General features: G+C 48.3%; 16 protein-coding genes. 5 read left to right on the forward strand and 11 right to left on the reverse strand.

Annotated elements, in window-relative coordinates:
* Positions 1-5 precede the first annotated feature (5 nt).
* Together FBQ74_RS08325 and FBQ74_RS08330 are read left to right on the forward strand one after the other, a co-directional pair.
* Positions 6-635, forward strand: a complete 630-nt coding sequence (locus tag FBQ74_RS08325) for a hypothetical protein (protein ID WP_139756236.1) — start codon at positions 6-8, stop codon at positions 633-635.
* On the forward strand, positions 636-1,364 hold the full coding sequence (locus tag FBQ74_RS08330) for a DUF3307 domain-containing protein (protein WP_139756237.1): 729 nt from the start codon (positions 636-638) through the stop codon (positions 1,362-1,364).
* A 34-nt stretch (positions 1,365-1,398) separates the two neighbouring features.
* Here the strand turns inward: FBQ74_RS08330 and FBQ74_RS08335 are convergent, their stop codons facing one another.
* The 8 genes from FBQ74_RS08335 to FBQ74_RS08370 form a co-directional block, all read right to left on the reverse strand.
* Positions 1,399-2,529, reverse strand: coding sequence for a pyridoxal-phosphate-dependent aminotransferase family protein (locus tag FBQ74_RS08335; protein ID WP_232371993.1), 1,131 nt, complete (start codon positions 2,527-2,529; stop codon positions 1,399-1,401).
* 433 nt (positions 2,530-2,962) lie between these two features.
* Positions 2,963-3,502 (reverse strand): gamma carbonic anhydrase family protein, encoded by a 540-nt coding sequence (locus FBQ74_RS08340; RefSeq protein WP_139756238.1) that lies wholly within the window; start codon positions 3,500-3,502, stop codon positions 2,963-2,965.
* A gap of 5 nt (positions 3,503-3,507) precedes the next feature.
* Complete coding sequence (tesB, locus tag FBQ74_RS08345; RefSeq protein ID WP_139756239.1) at positions 3,508-4,368, reverse strand: acyl-CoA thioesterase II; 861 nt, start codon at positions 4,366-4,368, stop codon at positions 3,508-3,510.
* Positions 4,369-4,375: 7 nt separating this feature from the next.
* On the reverse strand, positions 4,376-6,220 hold the full coding sequence (locus FBQ74_RS08350; RefSeq protein ID WP_139756240.1) for a protein kinase domain-containing protein: 1,845 nt from the start codon (positions 6,218-6,220) through the stop codon (positions 4,376-4,378).
* Complete coding sequence (locus FBQ74_RS08355; protein WP_139756241.1) at positions 6,217-7,086, reverse strand: 23S rRNA (adenine(2030)-N(6))-methyltransferase RlmJ; 870 nt, start codon at positions 7,084-7,086, stop codon at positions 6,217-6,219. Before FBQ74_RS08355 ends, FBQ74_RS08350 begins: the two co-directional genes overlap by 4 nt.
* A 97-nt stretch (positions 7,087-7,183) precedes the next feature.
* A complete protein-coding gene (locus FBQ74_RS08360; RefSeq protein ID WP_139756242.1) occupies positions 7,184-8,866 on the reverse strand; it encodes a dihydrolipoyllysine-residue acetyltransferase in 1,683 nt (560 codons plus the stop codon).
* A 9-nt stretch (positions 8,867-8,875) separates the two neighbouring features.
* Positions 8,876-9,853 carry an alpha-ketoacid dehydrogenase subunit beta gene (locus FBQ74_RS08365; RefSeq protein WP_139756243.1) on the reverse strand — a complete coding sequence of 326 codons (978 nt, stop codon included), beginning with the start codon at positions 9,851-9,853 and terminating at the stop codon, positions 8,876-8,878.
* Positions 9,853-11,040 (reverse strand): thiamine pyrophosphate-dependent dehydrogenase E1 component subunit alpha, encoded by a 1,188-nt coding sequence (locus FBQ74_RS08370; RefSeq protein ID WP_139756244.1) that lies wholly within the window; start codon positions 11,038-11,040, stop codon positions 9,853-9,855. Before FBQ74_RS08370 ends, FBQ74_RS08365 begins: the two co-directional genes overlap by 1 nt.
* A 346-nt stretch (positions 11,041-11,386) precedes the next feature.
* Here FBQ74_RS08370 and FBQ74_RS08375 point away from each other — a divergent pair, with 346 nt between their 5' ends.
* On the forward strand, positions 11,387-15,862 hold the full coding sequence (locus FBQ74_RS08375) for a S8 family serine peptidase (RefSeq protein ID WP_232372006.1): 4,476 nt from the start codon (positions 11,387-11,389) through the stop codon (positions 15,860-15,862).
* Here FBQ74_RS08375 and FBQ74_RS08380 read toward each other — a convergent pair.
* The 3 genes from FBQ74_RS08380 to FBQ74_RS08390 all read right to left on the reverse strand — a co-directional run bounded on the left by FBQ74_RS08380 (position 15,846) and on the right by FBQ74_RS08390 (position 19,684).
* The gene (locus FBQ74_RS08380; RefSeq protein WP_139756246.1) at positions 15,846-16,559 is read right to left on the reverse strand and encodes an SOS response-associated peptidase family protein; all 714 of its coding nucleotides are present in this window, start codon (positions 16,557-16,559) and stop codon (positions 15,846-15,848) included. The two genes, FBQ74_RS08375 and FBQ74_RS08380, sit on opposite strands and share 17 nt — an antisense overlap.
* A 20-nt stretch (positions 16,560-16,579) precedes the next feature.
* On the reverse strand, positions 16,580-18,082 hold the full coding sequence (rmuC, locus tag FBQ74_RS08385) for a DNA recombination protein RmuC (protein WP_139756247.1): 1,503 nt from the start codon (positions 18,080-18,082) through the stop codon (positions 16,580-16,582).
* 72 nt (positions 18,083-18,154) lie between these two features.
* The gene (locus tag FBQ74_RS08390) at positions 18,155-19,684 is read right to left on the reverse strand and encodes a fumarate hydratase (protein ID WP_139756248.1); all 1,530 of its coding nucleotides are present in this window, start codon (positions 19,682-19,684) and stop codon (positions 18,155-18,157) included.
* A 152-nt stretch (positions 19,685-19,836) separates the two neighbouring features.
* Between FBQ74_RS08390 and pabB the strand changes: the two genes are divergently transcribed.
* A complete protein-coding gene (gene pabB / locus FBQ74_RS08395) occupies positions 19,837-21,243 on the forward strand; it encodes an aminodeoxychorismate synthase component I (protein WP_139756249.1) in 1,407 nt (468 codons plus the stop codon).
* A complete protein-coding gene (locus tag FBQ74_RS08400) occupies positions 21,236-21,805 on the forward strand; it encodes a CoA pyrophosphatase (protein ID WP_139756250.1) in 570 nt (189 codons plus the stop codon). Before pabB ends, FBQ74_RS08400 begins: the two co-directional genes overlap by 8 nt.
* Positions 21,806-21,928: the final 123 nt, after the last annotated feature.

Genomic DNA, 21,928 nt, shown 5'->3' on the forward strand with positions numbered 1-21,928 from the left:
GGCTTATGATTGCTGTGATGAATGTCGACCTTGTGGGGTCAAGTCAGCTGACTGCTGCAAAGTACAAAAGCACGCTGGCTGCGCTTGAGCACTACCTGGAAGAAATGAAACAGCAGTATAATTTTATCTACTCTGTTTACAGGGGCGATGAGTTCCAGATAGCCACAAGACACCCGGACACAGCAGGAAAGCTACTACTTGAAATTAAACTATGGCTTGCCAGCGAGCAAGCCGGTTTGCCGTTACAATGTACTATCAGCCTTGCACTGGGCCCGGGTACTGTTACCGGCACCGACCCGGGAAAAGCCAATGGCGATACGTATATTCTGGCTGGCAGAACCCTTGATTCGCTGCGCAGCGGCCAACTGATGATAAATGTCACCGATAAAAAGATAATTGCCCTGCCAGTCATATGTCACCAGCTAAGCTATATATTAAATCGGTTGAATACCAGCCAGATAAGTCTGCTGTACGATTATGTCAAAAACGACTTCCCCACCCACCAATATCTGGCAGAAAAGTTATCTACCTCCCGTCAGAACATCAGTGAAAGACTGCGCGCTGCCGGTGCCGAGCTTTTGCCGGAATTCATAGCCTACACACAACAATTAATCAGCGAGGATGGACCCGTATAAATGACAGTTTTATTGTTATTGCTTACTGCACATTTTATTGGTGATTTTTATCTACAGCCGCGCGCCTGGATTGAAAATCGCCATGCGAGGGGCTTAAAAGCCAGCGCATTATACAAACACAGCCTGATCCACTTCGTGCTAGCCACGGTGGCGCTTTATATCGCGGGTATCGGAATGGTATCTGCCATAATGTGGGGATTACTTATAGCACTGACACACTGGCTCATCGACTGGGCTAAATCAGGGCACCATAGCCTCAGCGCGTTTATTTTTGATCAGGTGGCGCATATTGTTGTAATAGTGACTGTATCGGCGTTTATAACGGGCGTCACCGTAGCGCAGGTTAGTGAGATGGCAGCGATGCTGATACAGCCCGACACATTGTTGTATATACTAGGCTATATCGTTGTACTTAATCCGGCCAGCATTCTTATTGCGCAGGTGTTGGCAAGGCACACCAAAGTACTGGCTAGTGCAGAGAATCAGAGTCTGGGTGATGCAGGCCGCTGGATTGGATACGTTGAGCGCGTACTGGCACTGTCATTTATTCTGGTTGGTCAGTACACCGGCCTGGGTTTTCTGGTCGCCACCAAAACGGTTTTCCGGGTAGGCGATTTGTCTAAGGCCAAAGATATGCGTCTTACCGAGTATATGATGCTTGGAACACTGTTTAGTTTTGCGCTGGCGCTTATTGTTGGCTGGTGCATCATCGCTATCGTACCCGCGTAAACTTTATGCGGGTACGCTCCTCGACACGGATACGCTAAACGCAGGGTTGCCGAATAGCCTTTGCGATACTGGCCACGCAGTGGTCAATATTGCGATCTTTACAGGCGAATCCCATCAAGCCTATTCGCCAGACTTTTCCGGCAAGATTGCCCAGCCCCGCACCAATTTCAAGATTAAACTCATCAAGAAGGTGTTTTCTGACTGCCGCGTCGTCTACCCCATCAGGAATAGAAACAACATTGAGTTGTGGCAACCGGTATGACTCGTCAACGGCAAAACTGATGCCTAAATCGGTTAATCCCTTATACAGCTTCTGGTGACCCTGCTGATGCCGTTGCCAGGCCTGAGTTAGTCCTTCTTCTTTGAGCATTAACAGAGACTCATGGAGCGCATACAGGCTATTAACCGGTGCAGTGTGATGATAAGCCCGCTTGCCCCCTTTACCCCAGTATCCCATGATAAGATTCATATCCAGAAACCAGCTTTGTACCGGTACCTTGCGATTCTGAATGCGCTCTACAGCACGAGGGCCGAAAGACACCGGCGAGATACCTGGCACGCAGCTAAGACATTTTTGGGAACCGGAATAAACAGCATCAATGCCCCAGCCATCAACATCAAGCTCGATTCCTCCCAGAGAGGTTACTGCATCAACAATGTTCAGACAGTCATACTGACGGGCCAGTTTGCACAGTTGCTGTGCATCGTTACGGACGCCCGTAGAGGTTTCAGCATGCACAAATGCCAGAATCTTAATATCAGGATGCGCACTTAATTTATCTTCAACCTTTTGTAAATCTGTTTGTTTGCCCCAGTCGTCTTCTACAACCAGTGCCTGACCGCCACAGCGAGTCACATTTTCCACCATTCGCTGACCAAATACGCCATTAACGCACACCAGCACCTTATCACCCGGTTCCACGAGGTTTGCAAAGCAGGCTTCCATACCCGCGGAACCGGGAGCAGAGACCGGCATAGTAAGCGGGTTGTCTGTTTTAAATGCATATTGCAACAAACCTTTAATATCGTCCATCAGGTCGATAAAAAGCGGATCCAGGTGACCAACCGTTGGTCGCGCCATAGCGTTAAGTACCCGCTGGCTGACATCCGAAGGACCGGGGCCCATCAGCGTGCGTTCAGGTGGGATAAAGGTGGCGTGATCCATAACTGTTCCTTAATACATTCAGACAAAAATTGATTGTGACAACATATGGGTAAAAGCTCAATGCAGCTATCTTCACTATCAATGCAGTGAATACCACTAAAAAACAACATGTTGATCCATAACGGCAGACTTGCGTAATGGAATTTGTGAATAAATTTTGTGCTTATTGAAGCGTGATTTTCGAAGTGATCGGACCGGCCCAGAAAACGCTTGTGGCCATGATGGTTTTGAAATACATTTGACTTATCAGGGTGTCAAAAAAAATTCATAAAAAATTGTTTATAAATTGAGCAATTGTGGTCTACTATTAATAGGCTGTAAACAATTGCATGTACTTCTCCCTTTGCAAAAGTTAGCGCACGGCTCAGCAATGAGCCATTCCCCTAGGCCCAGAACGCAAGTTCTGGGCATTTTTTATGGGCGACTAAAATTGTTATAAATAAGCAGCAGGATCGCGGGCCAGTTGCAGGTGCTCTACAAAGTGCTGACCATTTTCCACATAATGCGCTGCTGACTGTTCCAACATTTTTTCAACGTCTTTATCCAGGGTTTTAATAACTTTTCCAGGGGAACCGACGACCAGTGAATAATCAGGTATTTCCATATTTTCGGTGATTAACGTGTTCGCGCCAATCACGCAATACTTGCCGATACGCGCGCCGTTCAAAACCACCGCATTGATACCTATCAGGCTATAGTCGCCGATAGTGCAGCCATGCAACATAACTTTATGGCCAATGGTCACCCCGTTACCGACCTGTAGTTTTACACCGTGGTCGGTATGCAACACACTGCCATCCTGTATATTGGTTTTTTCACCAATAACGATGCTATCGCAGTCACCACGAATGACCGCGTTAAACCAGACACTGACATTAGCCTGAAGCGTAACATCACCAATGACATGTGCGCCGGGCGCTATGTAAACCTGCTCACCTACCTGCGGTTTTTTATCTTTCAGCTGATATATCATTCTCGTTATTTATCCTTTTTACGGATCATTCCTTCTTGCATGGTACTGGCGACCAGCTCCCCTGCCCGGTTAAATATCTGGCCCTTTACAATGCCCCGGCTGTTACCGGAAAACGGGCTTTCCATGGCATATAAAAGCCAGTCATTTAAATTTACCGGGCGGTGAAACCACATCGCATGATCGATGGTGGCCATACGAAGGCCTTTATCGGAAACTGCAATACCATGGGGCCGCAATGCGGTACTTAAAAAGTGGTAATCTGAGGCATAAGCCAGCGTGGCCTGATGCAACCCCAGGTTATCATCCATTTCGTCTCTGGCCTTGAGCCAGACATGGCGAACCGGCTCTCTGGCCTGAGCCTTAAAGGAGTTTGCTGCATCTACAGTCCGAATATCGATAGGCTTATGGTAGCTCAGTGCTTCCTGCATGCTGGTTGACAATTTTTCGTAGTTTTTCTCATAAAAAGTAATGTCCGAATCCAGCGATTCCGGGTCAGGCACGTCTGGCATTTCGGCGTACTGGTGCGTCATACCTTCTTCGACCGTCTGAAATGATGCAGTCATATAAAAAATATTTCGACCATCCTGAATCGCTTTAACCCGTCTGGCGGAAAAACTACGCCCGTCACGCACAACTTCCACATCGTATACAACGGGTTTCTTTGCGTCGCCTGGCAAAAGAAAATAGGTGTGAAACGAGTGAACGACACGATCATCATCAACCGTGTTATGTGCTGCGGCGAGCGCCTGACCCAACACCTGACCACCAAACAGGGCCCGAAACCCAAGATCCCAGCTTTGTCCCCGAAATAAACCTTTCTCGATGGACTCCAGTTCAAACAACGAGGACATTTTAACCTCAGACATGGTTTCTCTACTCCGTTTCACTAATAACTTTGGGATTGCGGGGATAATAACGTTCAGGTTGCTGTGCCCGGTGCTCAAAAAAGCGAGTATCTTTGTACGGTAGCTTCATAAAGCCGGAAATCCCCAGTCCCCGAATTTTCGGTACCGCTTCTACAATATCAGCCAGTAGCTGCTCAAACAGCGCCTTCTGACTATGGTCGAGTAGCATGTAATAACTATGAATTTTAAGATGGGCTGGTAACGCCTCAAAAATGATACATCCGGTGTGATGAATTGTATTTAGTTGCTCAAGGCGATGCATGATTGCATCGGGTAACTTAAGAAGCTCATCAGGATCTTCACCATCTTCAAAGTATGAATGCGTTCGACTGGTATCCTTTACTGCCGGTACGCGGGAAAGTTCAAAAGGAATCTCACAGGTAGCGTCAGGTATAAAGTTATCATCCTGCGATTCCCTTTCAATGTGTATCGTATCTTTTGCATTGAACATACAACATTTAAAAATTCCTGAGCGATGAACGGCCCGGGCCAGGTTGATGACATTATTCACCGACTGTTCAAATGCTGCCTGTCTGTTTTCATCGTACAGATTCAGGCTTGAATCGACATAAACCCCATCGGGTTCCCAGCGAATTGCCATCCCCCCCACGACCGGAAACTTGCCCAGTCTGCTTACTGCAGCGATAAAACCTTTTTCTGTTTCGCCCATGCCCATGAGGTAGTTTTTATAGTACCGCTCAAATTGCGCATCGTTAATGTATTTAAGCTGGGCATCCGCTTCAGGCGCGTGCTGGCGAAGATATGACTTACGCGAACTGTAAACAACCGTCTCAATATCCTTAGGCTCACTGCCTACCCAGACAGGTATCAAGGGGGCCAGTCTGACTGGCTTGTCATCGCCGAAAACCATTTGGTTTAACACGTGAAGATGAGCAAACAGGTAATCGGCCCCTGAGCGCTGCTCCTGTGGGTTATCGCTGAGCATATACGATAAAATATTAGCCAGCATTTTAGGTAAGCCAAGGGATTGTGGCGTTATCACTTTTCGGCCGAAGCGGCTTGATTGACCGGACGCCAGCGCGTAGACAGTACTGGCCAGACCCTGCTCATCGAACCTTGGTGAAGACAGCGCACCATTTAACTGCTCATCACCAATAAAGTAGACATCACCCAGGCGCGCGTTGGTTTGCTGCATATCTGAAGACATCAGGTCCATTACATTTGAAACCACAAACTGCCCGTCATTGTCCAGTTGAGCAAACACCGATGACCCCCAGTCTATCAACTGCACACGCTCACTGATTGGATCCCAGACAAGATTGGAAGGTTTGATGTCGCCATGAACAATCGGCTTAGGTTCTTTTTGCTGTGTATTAGTGCGCAAAGCGATAAGGATGCGCGCCAGCTGTACTGTAATTTTAACGATAATCCGTGCTGGTAGCGGACCAGCCTGAAGGCTCAGTTGCTCAAGATCGTCGCCTTCTGCGCGCTGCATAACTAATATTGCCTGTTTTCTTACCTGTTGAAATGCAATAAGCGGCGGAACATTCGGATGACTGACCTGAGACAACATAAATGCCTCATCTTCAAGCCGGTCTCTGACATGCTGCGGCAGGGTGATTCTGGAAAACTTGAAAACATGTCGGGCACCGGACTCGGCATTTCCGGCAAACACAAAGCCGAACGCTCCCTTTCCTATTAAGCCAATGTCGGTATAACCAAGCTGCGAAAGCTGCTCAATACACAGGTTGACCCAGTCTTTAAGCTTTTTTGCATCAGCGTGACTGAGCAGGTAAATCGACTGCTCTTCAGGAATATAAAAGTGTTTGAGTGCGCCGGCGTGGTCAGTCATGCTTCCTCTTGTTTTAACCATTCAAGAGAAAAGCCGGCTTCGGGGCCCATCGCCTTGCACACTTCTTTCATTGACTGAGTAAGGTGCTCATCAAGCTGCCAGGCTGGATTAATAATGCATACGCCTGATCCATACATGCCGGCATCATGTGTATTTTCAGTTATTGTGAATTCTGCTTTGAAGCAGTTTTTACCTAAAGCTGAAATTTCGTGCACCATGTTCAGACACAACTCAGCTTTTTCCTTTGCGCGCTCAGACAGAAGCGGATACCACACGACAACCTGCGCATTCTGCCAGCGTTGAAACACGGCTTTTAAGGTATCTGCTACCTGTTTATATTCATTTTTTACTTCGTACGGGGGGTCGATAAGTATTGCGCCACGATTTGGCGTCGGCGGTGTCATGGCGACCAGTCCTTCTAACCCGTCACGATGGTGTAGATGAATACTACCGCTTTGACCTTGTGCAGTGGTAAACGGGGCAAGATTGGTCTGTAATGCAGGAAACTCAGAAGGATGCAATTCCATCATATGTGCTGCGTCCTGGCCCCGCATTGTCCGGACAGTCAATCCTGGTGAACCGGGATAAATACCAGCTTCTATCATCGGTGTCACCACCGACATATAATCTGAAAGCAGCGCACTGGCTGGCTGAACATTCTCTAACCTGGTAATACCGCTGTCATACTCGCGATTAAGCTGTGCCTGGTCGCTATTAAGCGCGTACTGGCCTGCACCGGCGTGTGTATCAAATACAACAAAAGGTTTGGTTTTGCGTTTCAGATGAGAAATAACACCCAACCATGCCAGGTGTTTAAGAATATCGGCATGATTGCCTGCATGAAAAGCGTGACGGTAACTAAGCACAAAAATCCCTGCGAGTAAGCATATTTCGCTATATTACCTTTGCCGGGGGGTAAATACCAAGAGCACATATTGAAATGCACTCCTGGTATTTTACAGACTACCTTAAATGCATAAGCATACTGGTAGGATTCGACAGATAGCTACACCAAAGGTTATTAAACTTAACCATGGTAGCACCGTCGATGATACGGTGATCGCCCGACCAGTTTACCTGCATAAGATGCTGAGCGTTGACATTGCCGTTTTCGTCAAAGCGCGGTAGCTTTTGTGTTTTACCCAGCGCCACAATGGCTGCCTCAGGCTTATTAATGACAGGCGTTGCCGTCATTCCGCCAATTGCACCAATATTTGAGATGCTGATAGTGCCGCCTTTGAGCATATCGCCGCCGAGCTTTCCTTCTCTGGCTTTGTCGATAATATCCTGCATTTGCTGAGCAATCTCAAACAAACTCAGATCCTGAACCCGCTTAATATTAGGCACAAGCAAACCAATTTTTGAATCAACCGCAAAGCCAATATTATGATCATCGAAGTAGGATAACTCCGTAGCATCATCGTTTAGCTGGCTGTTTATAATTGGGAATTCAGTTAGCGCAAGCGACAGGGCTTTGACGAAAAATGGCATAAAGCTAAGCTTTACATTCTTTTCAGCAAAGACCGGTTTTAAGTCACTGCGCAAGGCCATCAGCGCATCCATCTGCAATTCATCACTGACCGTAAAGTGAGGAATGGTTTGCACTGAAGCAGTCATTTGTTTGGCCATCGCTGCGCGGATACCTTTTACAGGCTCTGTCGTGACGCCACCTGACTGCTTTGCAGGCGCTTGTTCAGGTTTCTCTGAAGACCCACTATCCTGCTTGCCAGTAACTTTTGCTGAACCGCCGTTATCAAGCACATCCTGCTTGAGGATTCGGCCTTTTTTACCCGAACCCTCGACCTTTGTAAGGTCGATGTCTTTTTCTCTGGCTACGCGGCGAACTGCCGGACTTGCTAATACTCGCCCGGGGATTTCAACAGGTGGTTCAAAGTCGCCATCCGGCCATTTTTGATTCTGCTCTGATGGAGCCTTCCCGGTTTCGCGTGCTGCCGCTGACTTATCCGCGCCGGTATTTTTTGCCGCCCCGGAATCTGAGTCAGAGGAGTTACCCGATGCACTGTCGCTATCACCTTCAACTACCAGGGCAAACAAAGGTGCGTGAACTTTCGCGATGTCGCCCTGTTTATAATAAAGCTCATGAACTTCGCCGGCGTGTTTGGCCGGTATTTCAACCATCGCTTTGTCAGTCATAACTTCAACAACAGGCTGATCTTCGGCGATGGTATCGCCTTTAGCAACGTGCCACTTAACAATCTCGCACTCGACGATGCCCTCGCCTATATCAGGCAGGATAAAGTCTTCGATCTGGCTGCTCGCACCTGATGATTCCTTCGCCTTGTCCTGAGCAGCGTTATTCTCGCGGCCAGGTACTTCTTCTTCTGCTGCAGGGGCTTGCGAACTATCCTCTGATGAAGGTGCCGGCGCGCTGTCTGCGCTTGCATCACCTTCAATTTCCATAGCAAAAAGTGGCTCGTGCACCTTGGCAATATCGCCGACCTTATAATGCAGCTTTTTCACTACACCTGCATGCATTGCCGGGATCTGTACGGTTGCCTTATCAGTCATAACCTCGGCAACCGGCTGATCTTCTTCAATGGTGTCACCTTCGGCAACCAACCATTCGAGCAATTCACACTCTACAATTCCTTCACCGATATCCGGTAAAATAAATTCTGTTGTCATTCCGGGCCCCTAGTACTTCATTGTACGTTTGATGGCTTCGTATGTTTTAAGCTCATCTGGCATATATTCTTTTTCGTGCGCCAATGGGTACGGTGTATCCAAACCACATACGCGCGCAATAGGTGCTTCTAAATATAAGAAACAACGGTCCTGAATAGTTGCTGCCACCTCGCTGGCAAACCCACCTGTCAGTGGCGCTTCGTGGTTGATAAGCAACCGACCGGTCTTCATCACTGATTCTGCAACAGCATCAGCATCCCACGGCAGTATTGAGCGAAGATCGATAATTTCACAGGAAACACCGTCTTCCAGTGCCATATCTGCAGCCTTTTGCAGAATTTCAATCTGTGCACCCCAGCCAAGTAGTGTGATATCACTCCCTTCCTGTACGGTATCAGCCTTACCTAAAGGCAGTTCATAATCTTCTTCAGGTACATCGCTAACCGATGCACGGTATAAGCGCTTGGGCTCTAAAAACAGTACCGGGTTGTCGTCCCGTATGGAGGCCAATAACAAGCCTTTTGCCTGATAAGGATTACGAGGAATAACTATCTTCAGACCCGGGCAGTGGGCAAAAAATGCTTCTGGCGACTGGCTGTGATAATGACCACCAGCGATGCCACCACCGTACGGTGTGCGGATAGTCAGCGTACCACAAGAAAACTGGCCACCTGAGCGATAGCGGAATTTCGCCGTTTCGTTCACAATCTGGTCGAATGCCGGGAAGATATAGTCACCGAACTGAATTTCGGCAACCGGCACAGAGCCCTGAGACGCCAGACCGTTTGCAAAACCAATGATGCCCTGCTCGGTCAAAGGTGTATTAAAGCAACGATCGCGACCGTATTTTTCCTGAAGGTTACTGGTGGCACGGAATACGCCGCCAAAATGGCCCACGTCTTCACCAAAAACCATAACTCGCTCGTCCTGATCCATAACGGTAATCAAGGCGCTGTTTATTGCTTGTAAAAGATTCATTTTCGCCATTACTTCACTCTCCCTGATGTTTTCGGATAGGCGTCAGGATACTGGCGGATATGGTCTTTAAGATTATCCAGCTGATCTTTCAAATGCCAGGGCACTTCGTCATAGACGTCGTTAACGATGTCTTCGATAGGATTAACTGAGACTTTCTCTGCTTCTTTAAGCGCTTTAAGCACTTCCTGGCGTGTCTCATCAATCAGTTGCTTATTAGCGGCTTCGTCATACCAGCCTTTTTGCTGCAACCATTTAGCCATACGCTGAATCGGATCCTTAGCGCGCCATTTATCTTCTTCTTCACGCGAACGGTAACCTGTAGGATCATCAGAGGTAGAGTGCGCAGCAAGACGGTAAGTCATTGCCTCTATCAATATCGGGCAGCGCTCTTCCAAGGCCAGCTCACGGGCACGTTTGGTAGCCGCAAATACCGCCAGAGGGTCGTTACCATCTACCCGAATCGTTTTAACACCATAACCCAGCCCGCGTGATGCGATGCCGTCACCGGCAAACTGTTCATCAGCAGGTGTTGAAATGGCATAACCATTATTCCGACAGAAGAAAATGACCGGGCATTTCAGCACGGCAGCCATATTCAGGCCTGCATGAAAGTCGCCTTCAGAAGCAGCACCTTCACCAAAATAGCAAATGGTAACGGCGTCATTTCCGGCCATTTTCTGACCGTATGCATAACCTGCAGCCTGTGGAATTTGTGTGCCCAGCGGAGAAGAAATGGTCATAAAGTTAAGCGCTTTATCACCATAGTGAATAGGCATCTGGCGACCCTTGTTAGGATCTTTTTCGTTGCTGAACATCTGGTTCATAAACTGAGAGGTTGTGTAACCTCTATATGCCAGTGCGCCCTGCTCTCTGTATTGTGACATGATCATATCGTCAGGCGATAACGCAGCGGCACTGCCTACTGCAGCGGCTTCTTCACCGGTAGAGGCCAGATAAAAACTGATACGACCCTGTCGTTGTGCACCGATCATACGTTCGTCAAGCACCCGGATATATTCCATGGTGTCATACATTTTACGGGCAACATCTTCGCTCAGCGCGGGTTCCTGTGCCTCATCGTGCAGCGTGCCATCAGGCTTTAGAATTTGCAGCATGGGTATATCAATCAGGCCATTTTCAATAATATGTACCTGATGGGTGGTTTCTACCCGTGCCAGATGATTTCTGTCTTGCACTATGAATCCCTCTTGTTGAGTTGAGGTAAAAAACGAATAGGTAATGGTGGTCTATGCTAGAGCATGTTCGATTCACAGACCTTGCTATTTACGAATCGAATCGCGGCAAAAGAAAATACTTTATCCTTTTATAATGGGCTTAATTAGGATTAACGTCCTAAAAAATTAACTACCCATTAAACTATCTCCATATTATTTAACATTTTCATCCTTTTTTGCATGAATACGGTAATGTAATCAATCCCGGTTAATTTGATGTTGGATTATTCATCAACTATTAATGTTTGAACTGGTATAGTGAAATGATAATCGATTCATCAGTTTATGGAGTTGCATTTTGACGTCGATGATGACCACCTTAGCGAGCCTGTTACTTACTGTCGGTACCGCAGGAAGCGTTGCCGCACAGCCTGGCGAATTCAAACCTTTGCAGCCTGTCTCAGAAGGTAAACCGACCAGTTTCAACCAGGTACGGTCAACCAGCACCGTAGAAAACGCCGGTTCCCGAGTTTATATTGTCCGATTTGACGGTCCCTCGGCTGTGCAATATCACCAGAACATTGTGGGTGCGCAAAAAAATCAGCTGAGCGCATTAGTCCCTTACACCTCGTCTGAGTCTGTTCATCAAAACCGTAATGTGGTCGAGTACGTTAACACGCTTAAACAGGAACAAAAGCAGATAATTGATATTATGTACCGCAAGGTGGGTAACTTCAAAGTGCTTAGTCATTATCACTATGCAATAAACGGTATCGCTATAGAAGCCAGTGATGAACAAGCCCGTATGCTGCGCAATATCGCAGGTATTTCAGAAGTAGAGGCTGATAAAGTTCGCTCGCTTAACACTGATACCGGGCCGCTGCTAATCGGGGCAGATAACATATGGGCCGGATCTGCAGGTAATACCTCAGCCACACTGGGTGAAGGTATCACAATAGCGATATTGGATACCGGCATTAACACTGACCACCCTTCCTTTGCAGATATTGGCGACGATGATTATAACCATTCCAACCCGTTAGGCTCCGGCAACTATCTGGGCGATTGTGCCAATGGATTTGCGCAGTTATGTAACGATAAACTTATCGGCGTGTACAGTTATTCTGCAATAACAGAGGTCTATACTGACACCGAGGTCTTTGAAACAGCCCTTCCGGCCAATGGTGAAGACTACAATGGGCATGGTACACACGTAGCAGCCATTGCTGCAGGTAATATTTTAAGAGATGTTGCTGAAGTATTGCCAGATGCCGGGGAAACACAAAGCGACGGTATTGAATCGGGCTTTGTCTATGAGCAAATTTCTGGCGTGGCGCCCCATGCCAATGTTGTGTCTTTCCAGGTATGTCTGCCTGGCGAGGATGATGATACCTACAATGGCTGTTACGACTCAGTCATTGCAAAAGCTATAGAAGATGCTATCGCCTCTGGCGTGGTGGATGTTATTAACTTTTCAATATCCGGTGATGGTGATCCCTGGACCGGTGCAGTCAATGAAGCCTGGCTTGCCGCTCACAGTGCCGGTATTTTCACCTCACATTCGGCCAGTAACTCGGGGCCCGATGATTTTACAACAGAAAAGCAATCTCCGTGGATGACCGTTGTCGGTGCTACTACGCACGGGCGTTTGGTCGATTATGAAAAGCAAATTCAGAACTTTTCAGGTGGAACCATCACCCCGGCGCCGATGACCGGTTCCAGCAATACCGGGCAAATACGCGCACCGGTTATTTACGCCGGCGACGTGCCAAACCCCAATGACCCGGGTAATGATCCTGCACAATGTCTTCAGCCCTATCCTGATGGTACATTTGATGGCGAGATAGTCGTTTGTGACAGAGGGGATATCGCGCGCATTGATAAAGCAAAGCATGTCGCGGCCGGTGGTGCAGGCGGATATGTACTGGCGAATGTAGAGGGCGGCGCCACTAATCTTGCGAACGATACTTACGTGATTCCCGGAATCCATATTGATGCACAGGATGCTGAAAGACTAAAGAGCTGGCTGGCGTCAGGCAGTGGCCATGTTGCAACGATAACGGCTGCTGATGGCGGTATTTCAGTCGATCCCGATGCTGCTGATATCGTTGCTGACTTTTCATCTCGCGGTCCAAACTCACTCATCAGCACACTTACGCCTCATTTGACTGCACCGGGTGTTGATATCTTTGCTGCGTTTTCTGACGAGCATTATGGGCATGATGTCACAGGCCCTGCTCCGGCTGACTTTGCGTATTTATCGGGTACCTCAATGGCTAGCCCGCATGTTGCCGGTTCAGCTGCGCTGATTAAATCCGCACACCCTGAGTGGACACCCGATGAAATTCGCTCCGCCATGATGCTAACCGCGCAGACCGAAGTGCAGACTGGTAACAGCGGCCGTGCCGCCAGTTGGTTTGATATGGGTGCCGGCCGTGTTCAGGTAGATGCCGCGATTCAAAGCTCACTCGTTATGAACGAAACCACTGCCCGCTACCGCAACGCTGATCCGTCACTGGGTGGTGAACCACGTAGCCTGAACATGCCATCAGTAATAGACAGTGAGTGCTTTAATCGTTGTAGCTGGCAGCGCACCGTAACAGCAACCCGTGATGGTACCTGGACTGTCCAGGCAAGTAGTGAGGATAGCAGTTTTGATGTATCAGTTTCGCCATCTTCCTTCTCACTGGCATCGGGAGAGTCACAAACGCTTACCGTTGAAATGAATACCGAGTCGCTGAGTAATAATCAACGCGGCATTGGTCAGATCTTGCTAACCGGAAACGACAATTCCGTCCTTCATATCCCTGTGGTGGCCTTTGCCAGTAACGGCACCATTCCGGATGCAATTGATATCGAAGCACATCGTAACTTTGACAGTTTGCTGGTTGAAGATGTTTATACAACGGAAATCAGTCAGTTCACGGTTTCTTCCTACGGTTTTACCCCAGCAACAAAAACGGTCGAAACACTTGCCCCGGATTCAGATAACAGTGAGTTACTTGACGACACCAGTGATGGTGTGTACTTGTTGCCACTCACACTGACCAGCTCAGATATACGCCTTGTAGCAGAGATTACTGACTCCAGTGCCGATGACATGGACCTGTTTGTGATACACGATAAAAATCAGAATGGCATACCAGAAGCATCTGAAATTATTGCTGAAAGTACGTCTTTTAATGTGACAGAGTATATCAGCCTGGAGCGCCCTGAACCGGGCGATTACTGGGTAGCGGTTCAAAACTGGGCTGGCTCGGGTGCCTCACAGGATGACTTTACACTGTTTACCGGCGTACTGGACAGCACGCTTAAAACCAACCTGGTAGTTGAAGGCCCCGATTCTGTAGCAGCTGAAGAAGAATTTGATTTACGACTAACCTGGGCACTTCCTGATGCTGTCATTGGTGATCGGTTCTACGGTGCCTTTGCTCTTAGTAGTGATGCCAATGCGATTGGTGATGTAAGTTTTAGTACTGTTGACCTGGTCAGAGATCGGGATGATGTTTATCTGACATCTGAATCGCCGGCCAGAGTCACTGAAGGCGATATCATTCCCTTTACGGTAAATGTCATTACCAACGATACAAACCAGGATCGTAATTATCTGATTGAAGTAACGATGCCTGATTCGCTGGCGCTGGATACCAGCAGTGTTACCGGCGCATCGTCGGTCACTGAAAACCAGATTGTCTGGGAGGTTTTGCAGACAGCGGTAGAAACACCAGAGCGGCAGGTTGCAGTTACAACCGCCGCCACCGACTTACAATGCCAGGAAAGTGCCGATCAAATAACGCCATTCTTTTCCTGGGCCCCTGAGGTGCCGGATGACCAGCAATATAAAACGTTCCGGACGCCTGTATCGTATCTCGGCCAGTCACTGACACATTTGACTGTCACTCAAAACGGTAAAGTAAGTTTTGACCCTACACTTTCCCTGCAGGATATCGAACAGAGCGAAACGGAGACTCTCACTGCTACACGCCAGATCAGCCCGTTTTATTTACCTTCTGAAGCAGCCAGAAGTATCGCCACTCGCGTGCTTAACAACGAGCAGCGAGCGTCAGTTATCCAATGGCATGATACGCAATCTGAGCATAAAGTAGCTTTGTTATTGCGACCCGGTGACGATGCGTCGGTACCATCAATGGTTATGGCCTATGACGGCGCGCATTCCCAGGGGCCCGCTTTTGCGGTGAACAATGGAAAATCGTTGTGGCAGACTTCTGCAGCGTCGGGTATGCAGCGTGAGGCAGTTTGTGTTTATCCACTCGATGCATCAGTTCAGGTTGTTGCCCAGCTGCAGTTTGAGGCACGGGTAACAGATGCGGCGTCACCCGGTCTATTTGATATTCAGGTGGTATCAGACATTACCAATGTACAGGGTACACGCGAAGAACAGGCTGCTCTGTTTACCGGTGTACAGATTGAAGCAATTCCACAGGTGACGATTTCAGGTGGTGATGTTATAGCCATGACTGCAGGTCAGTCTCGTCAAATCTCCGCTACAGCTAGTGACGCTAATGGAGATAACCTGCAGTTTCAGTGGGCACTGACAGGATCAGCAAATGCAACACTATCAAATGCTACAACAGATACAGTGACAGTAACCGCTCCGCAGGTTAGCGAACCGACAGATTTGTCACTTCAGGTTACCGTTACAGACAGCTTTGGAAATCAGGCCTCTGATACAGCAACGATATCGGTTTCTCCGGCTGCCACACAAAATCGCAGCCAGAGTGGTAGTGGCGGTGGCGGTGCCATTCAGAGCTATATTCTTCTGGTACTGACCGGCGTTGCAATGATACGTCGCAGGCGTGGAGATACTACCCGTCTGCGCTAATGAGTGTACTTTCACCTATTGGCTGGTAGGTGGAAGGTTTATCGACAGGTAAAGCACTCATCGACTGACGTATTTTTGGTGTCAGCAAATAATCGAGCGACTCGGGAAATCGGGTCGGATCAAGCCAGTCCTGCACGCTACCGTCTTTAAGACTAAGCATAAGCGGACTGGCTTTTTTATGAATATGTTGCAATTTATCGTGAGGCGGCAGTGTGACCACTGAGCAGGAAAATTCTGTCTGCGTCTGACCTGACGCGGTGGTGTATTGCCAGGTACGGTACAAGCCTCCCATCACCAGGGCATCATCATCTTCAACCATCATATCATGGTAATATTTTTTACCGTCTATAGAGATTGTTTCGCCAAACCCACTCGCTGGTATGACACAACGCTGACTTCTGTAAGACTGGTAACCGGCGCTACCACGTTTATTCAGCTTATCGTACCGGGTGTTAAAAGAGGTGTAACGGGAAGGTTTGAATTGGCCATCAGGGGCCGCTTTTTCCAGCAATAACCACCATATAGCATTAATCATTTTTTGTTTGTCACCGTCAGCCCTAAACACAATCGACACTCTGTCTGTGGCGCGTATGAAACGAGAAAACCGCATGCCGTCTTCCGGCCATAACTGAATATCCAGCTGCTCGCATAATGCGCGCACGCCGGCTGAGTCTGTCACATTAAGTCTTCCGCACATACACCAGTGTCTCCTATAGGTCAGGGTAACGAGTTTGAGCGGGGTGTCACTTCTTGCTGCGTATCGCTATCTTCAGTATCAAACGCATCACGGAGCATCTCATCGGGCAATCGTTTACTGGGTTGCACACCCAGCACCCGGAACTGCTCTACCTGCCTGACAAGATTACCGCGTCCAGTGGATAATTTGCCCAAAGCACCGTCAAAATGCTTCTGTGTAGCCTCCAGAGATTTACCTATTTTATCCATATCGGCGACAAACCCTGTGAACTTGTCATACAGTCTGCCAGCCTGAGCCGCGATTTTCTGCGCATTCTGGTTCTGATATTCATACTGCCAAATGTTATTAATCGTTCGAAGTGCTACGAGCAGGTTGGTCGGGCTAACCAGCATGATATTGTGATTAAGTGCCAGCGTAACCAAATCGGGTTCTTCCTCAATGGCCAGCAGAAATGCCGGCTCCACGGGAATAAACATCAACACGTAGTCCAGCGTTTTTAATCCGGCCAACTCCTGATAGTCTTTCGCACCCAGACCTTTAATATGCCCTCTGATTGAGCTGACGTGCTCTTTGATGAGCTGATTGCGCTGGCCTTCATCTTCTGCATTGAAATAGCGCTCATAAGCCGCCAGACTGACTTTCGAATCTATAATGACATCTTTGTCATTGGGCAAGTGCACAACAACATCCGGTTGTTGCAGTCTGCCGTTATCACTTCGCAGAGACACCTGTGTTTCAAACTCATGACCTTCTCGCAGCCCTGACTCCTTCAAAATACGCTCGAGTACCACCTCACCCCAGTTGCCCTGCTTTTTGTTGTCGCCCTTAAGTGCCATAGTCAGCGCCGACGCTTCCTCGGTAATGCGCTGATTGAGCTCCTTAAGTGACAATATTTCGGTTTTTAATGACGCACGTTCCTGGCCCTCACGGGTATACTGGTCATTGATTTGTCGCTTAAAGTTTTCCAGCTGCTCTTTGAGCGGATTAATCAGCGCATCCATGCCAGACTTATTTGTTTGCGTGAACGACTCGCTTTTCTCAGTAAAGATTTTATTAGCCAGATTCTCAAACTGCGTTTGCAATCGCTGTTCGGCAGATTCCAGCATCGCAATCTTCTCATCACTGGACTGCGCACTTTGCTTATAACTGGCAGTCTGTGCTTCATGGCGGGCATTAAGATCTGAATAGGTTTTTTGCAGTTCCCGGAACTCTTCTCGCAGGGCGTTATGATCTGACTCAAGACGCGCTAGTTGCGCTGCTTTTTGTCCGAGCTCTCCAATCTGACTTTGTGCATCAAACACCCTTTCCTGCGAAAGGCTCAGCTCTTCCTGCTTGGCACTAAGCTGTCGGTTGAAATACAGCTCGGCCTGTTCTGTTTGTTGCTGTAACAGGTGATTTTGTTCGCTCAGCGTATTGCGCTCGTGAGTAAAACGACGCTGACACAGCCAGTAAGTAAGCAGTGCACCAGCCGCTAATCCTGCCAAAGCGCCACTGCCAATAAGCGTCAATGCTTCTGTATTCATTCATTTATGTCCGATAAAACGAAAAACGGGCACTTATCTCAAGTGCCCGTCTTATCCTACACCAGCAAAAGCTTATTTAGCCAGTTCGCTGTCCAGTTCTTCAATTTTTGCTTTCCAGATTGCCGGGCCCGTTTCATGGGCGTTGGCACCGGTACTGTCTACAGCGACTGTTACCGGCATATCTTCTACTTCAAACTCGTAGATTGCTTCCATCCCGAGATCTTCAAACGCTACGACCCGTGACTTTTTAATCGCCTTAGATACCAGGTATGCAGCGCCGCCCACCGCCATCAGATAGACTGCTTTATGTTTAGCAATTGAATCCACTGTTGCAGGACCACGTTCCGCTTTACCAATCATGCCGATAAGACCAGTTTGCTCCAGCATCATATCCGTGAATTTATCCATACGGGTTGCCGTTGTCGGACCGGCCGGACCAACTACCTCTTCGCCCACAGCGTCTACAGGACCAACGTAATAAATAAAGCGATTCGTCAGATCAACGCCCTCTGGCAGCCCTTCACCATTTTCAATCATGGTCTGGATACGTTTATGCGCGGCATCACGGCCGGTAAGCATTTTGCCTGACAACAGCACCGTTTCGCCCACTTTCCAGTCAAGAATATCTTCTTTGGTAACCTCATCCAGATTCACGCGGCGTGTATTTTCACCCACCTCCCAGGTAACCTCAGGCCACTCTTCAAGCTTTGGAGCCTTCAGTTCAGCAGGTCCGCTGCCGTCAAGATGAAAGTGTGCATGTCGCGTCGCCGCGCAGTTGGGGATCATCGCCACGGGCTTTGAGGCGGCGTGGGTGGGCACTGACATAATTTTTACATCCACTACCGTAGTCAGACCGCCAAGCCCCTGCGCGCCGATACCCAGGCCATTTACACGCTTAAAAATGTCCAGACGTAATTTTTCTTCTGTGGTTTCCGGACCTCGTTCCATCAGTTCGTGGATATCAACCGGATCCATCAGACTTTCTTTGGCAAGTACTGCCGCTTTTTCAGCAGTACCGCCAATACCTATACCCAGCATTCCCGGTGGGCACCAGCCTGCACCCATCGTTGGCAGCGTTTTAACTACCCATTCAGCAATATCATCGCTGGGATTCAGCATCACCATTTTAGATTTGTTTTCAGAGCCGCCGCCCTTGGCAGCAATCATCACTTCAACCTGATCGCCCGGCACCATGTCAATGTGCACGACCGCTGGCGTATTGTCTTTGGTGTTTTTTCTGGCGCCGGCAGGATCAGCAACGATGGAGGCACGCAGAGGGTTGTCCGAATTTGTGTACGCGCGACGTGTTCCTTCGTTAACCATCTCCTGAACAGTAAGATCGGTTTTGTCCCAGCTAACGCCCATGCCGATTTTAACAAAACACGTAACGATGCCGGTATCCTGACAGAGTGGACGATGGCCTTCTGCTGACATTCTGGAGTTAATCAGAATCTGGGCCATGGCATCTTTAGCAGCCTGACTTTCTTCTTTCAGGTATGCTTTTTCAACCGCTTTTACGTAATCCAGAGGGTGGTAGTAGGAAATAAACTGCAATGCATCTTCAATGCTATCGATAAAATCTTGCTGACGGATAACGGTCATGTCGTCCTCTTTAACTCGTCGGTTCGTGGTGTGTGCTTTTCAAAAATGCGTATACTAGCGTATCTCGTACTGCGGCACCAACAAAACGCAGTACGGTCGTCAATTTTACCACTGGCCGACAAGGCGTAACGAAAGAGAATCTGATAGCTGTTATGAACGACAAGGTACTGCGAACGCTGCTTATTGAACCGCTTGAATATAGAAAGAACACGCTTTACACATTGTTTGCTCAGGTTGAGCAACAACCATATTCAATGTTACTTGATAGCGCAGCTGATACAGACGGTCGCTACCACATTATGGTCTGGTCCCCTCGCTGGATAGTCGCGGCAAAAAACAACGAAGTAACCGTTCGCGACTGTAACGCCGGAACCACAACTGTTCACTCCGAAGCGCCACTGGCCTGTGTGGACGCGCTGATGAATAAGACCATGAGTGAAAATATCGCGTTACCGGGTAATCAGGAATTATACAATACCCTGCCCTTTGTCGTGGGTGCGGCGGGTTTATGCGGTTACGATCTCGGGCGCTATTATGAATCCTTACCGGAAGAGAACAAAAAACCTTATGTGTGCCCGGATATGGCAGTTGGTATTTTCGAGCAATCTGTTATTGCCGATACGCAAACCGGGCAGCTATATCACTGCAGATTCAGCGATATACCGCCCCTGTCTGAGCAACTGTCTTTAGATACCAGCTCGCCTGGCACGACCCGATCTTTCAGGCTGACCAGTGACTGGGCATCAAACCTTACGCAAGCACAGTACAATGATGCACTGGAAAAAGTTCATGCGTATATCGTGGCCGGAGATTGCTATCAGATAAACATGGCCCAGCGGTTTTGTGCGCAGTATACGGGAAGCGAATGGCAGGCGTATGAAGCATTACGGGAAAAGAACAACACACCTTTCTCAGCGTTTATACGTTTACCCGAAAGCTGTGTGATGAGTATTTCGCCCGAGCGATTTTTAAGCGTCAGGGACAATCAGGTACAGACAAAACCTATCAAAGGTACTCGCCCACGCTTTGACGACCCAACCGAAGATGCTAACAGCGCAAAGGCTTTACTGAACGCAGAAAAAGATCGTGCTGAAAATCTGATGATTGTGGATCTGCTCAGAAACGATCTCAGTAAACACTGTAAAGCGCACAGTGTAAAAGTACCGCACTTATTTGCGCTGGAGTCCTATGCGGCTGTGCACCACCTGGTCAGCACAGTTGAAGGTACATTAGAAGATGGTGCAACGGCTCTGGACTTACTAGCCGGTGCCTTTCCCGGAGGCTCGATTACCGGAGCACCCAAAATCCGGGCGATGGAAATCATTGAAGAACTGGAACCAGACCGCAGGAATATCTACTGTGGCAGTATTATGTACTATGGAATCAAGCGGGATATGGACTCGAGTATCACCATTCGCACATTGTTAGCTGAAAACAACCATCTGTATTGCTGGGCAGGCGGTGGCATTGTGCTTGATTCAAATGCGCGGGATGAATATCAGGAAACACTGGATAAAGTGTCCCGTATACTGCCCGCACTGGAAGCATTTCGTGAATAAAGCAGAGTTTATTAATCGGTTTCAGCACGCGCGGCAGGTCAGTCTTGAGGCTGATTATCCCCTTACACGAAAAGGTCGCGATGCTGCGGTGCTGATACCTATGCTGGATTATGACGACGGGCTGCATGTCATTCTGACAGAACGGGCACATCATTTACGGCATCATGCCGGACAAATAAGCTTTCCCGGCGGTGGCTATGAGCCGCAGGACGCATCGCTTACCGATACTGCATTACGCGAAGCGTTTGAGGAAGTGGGTTTGCCGCCCTCCCATGTTCAGGTTATTGGCGCACTGCCTGATTATCGCACTATCAGCGGTTATCACATTAAGCCGGTGGTCGGGTTCGTACAGCCAGGTTTTGAATACCGTATTGACCCTAACGAGGTGGCCAGTGTTTTTGACGTACCATTATCCCACCTAATGGATAAGAAAAATCATCTTATCCATCATATGACACGAAACCAGAAACAATTTCCTATCTATTTCATTCCCTGGCAGGAGCGTATGATATGGGGCGCAACTGCTGCCATACTGCGAAATCTGGCCCATCATCTGGGATAAAGTGAACGTAAGTCGTGTTTGTTCACTACAAGATTATCAAGATTTGTTTACATTGAATTAGCTTTTCTCATCTGTTGATTAGCTTTTCTGTATTGTAGTTGCTGCTACATACAGGCAAGATCG

Source organism: Salinimonas iocasae, assembly GCF_006228385.1.
Classification (GTDB): domain Bacteria; phylum Pseudomonadota; class Gammaproteobacteria; order Enterobacterales; family Alteromonadaceae; genus Alteromonas; species Alteromonas iocasae.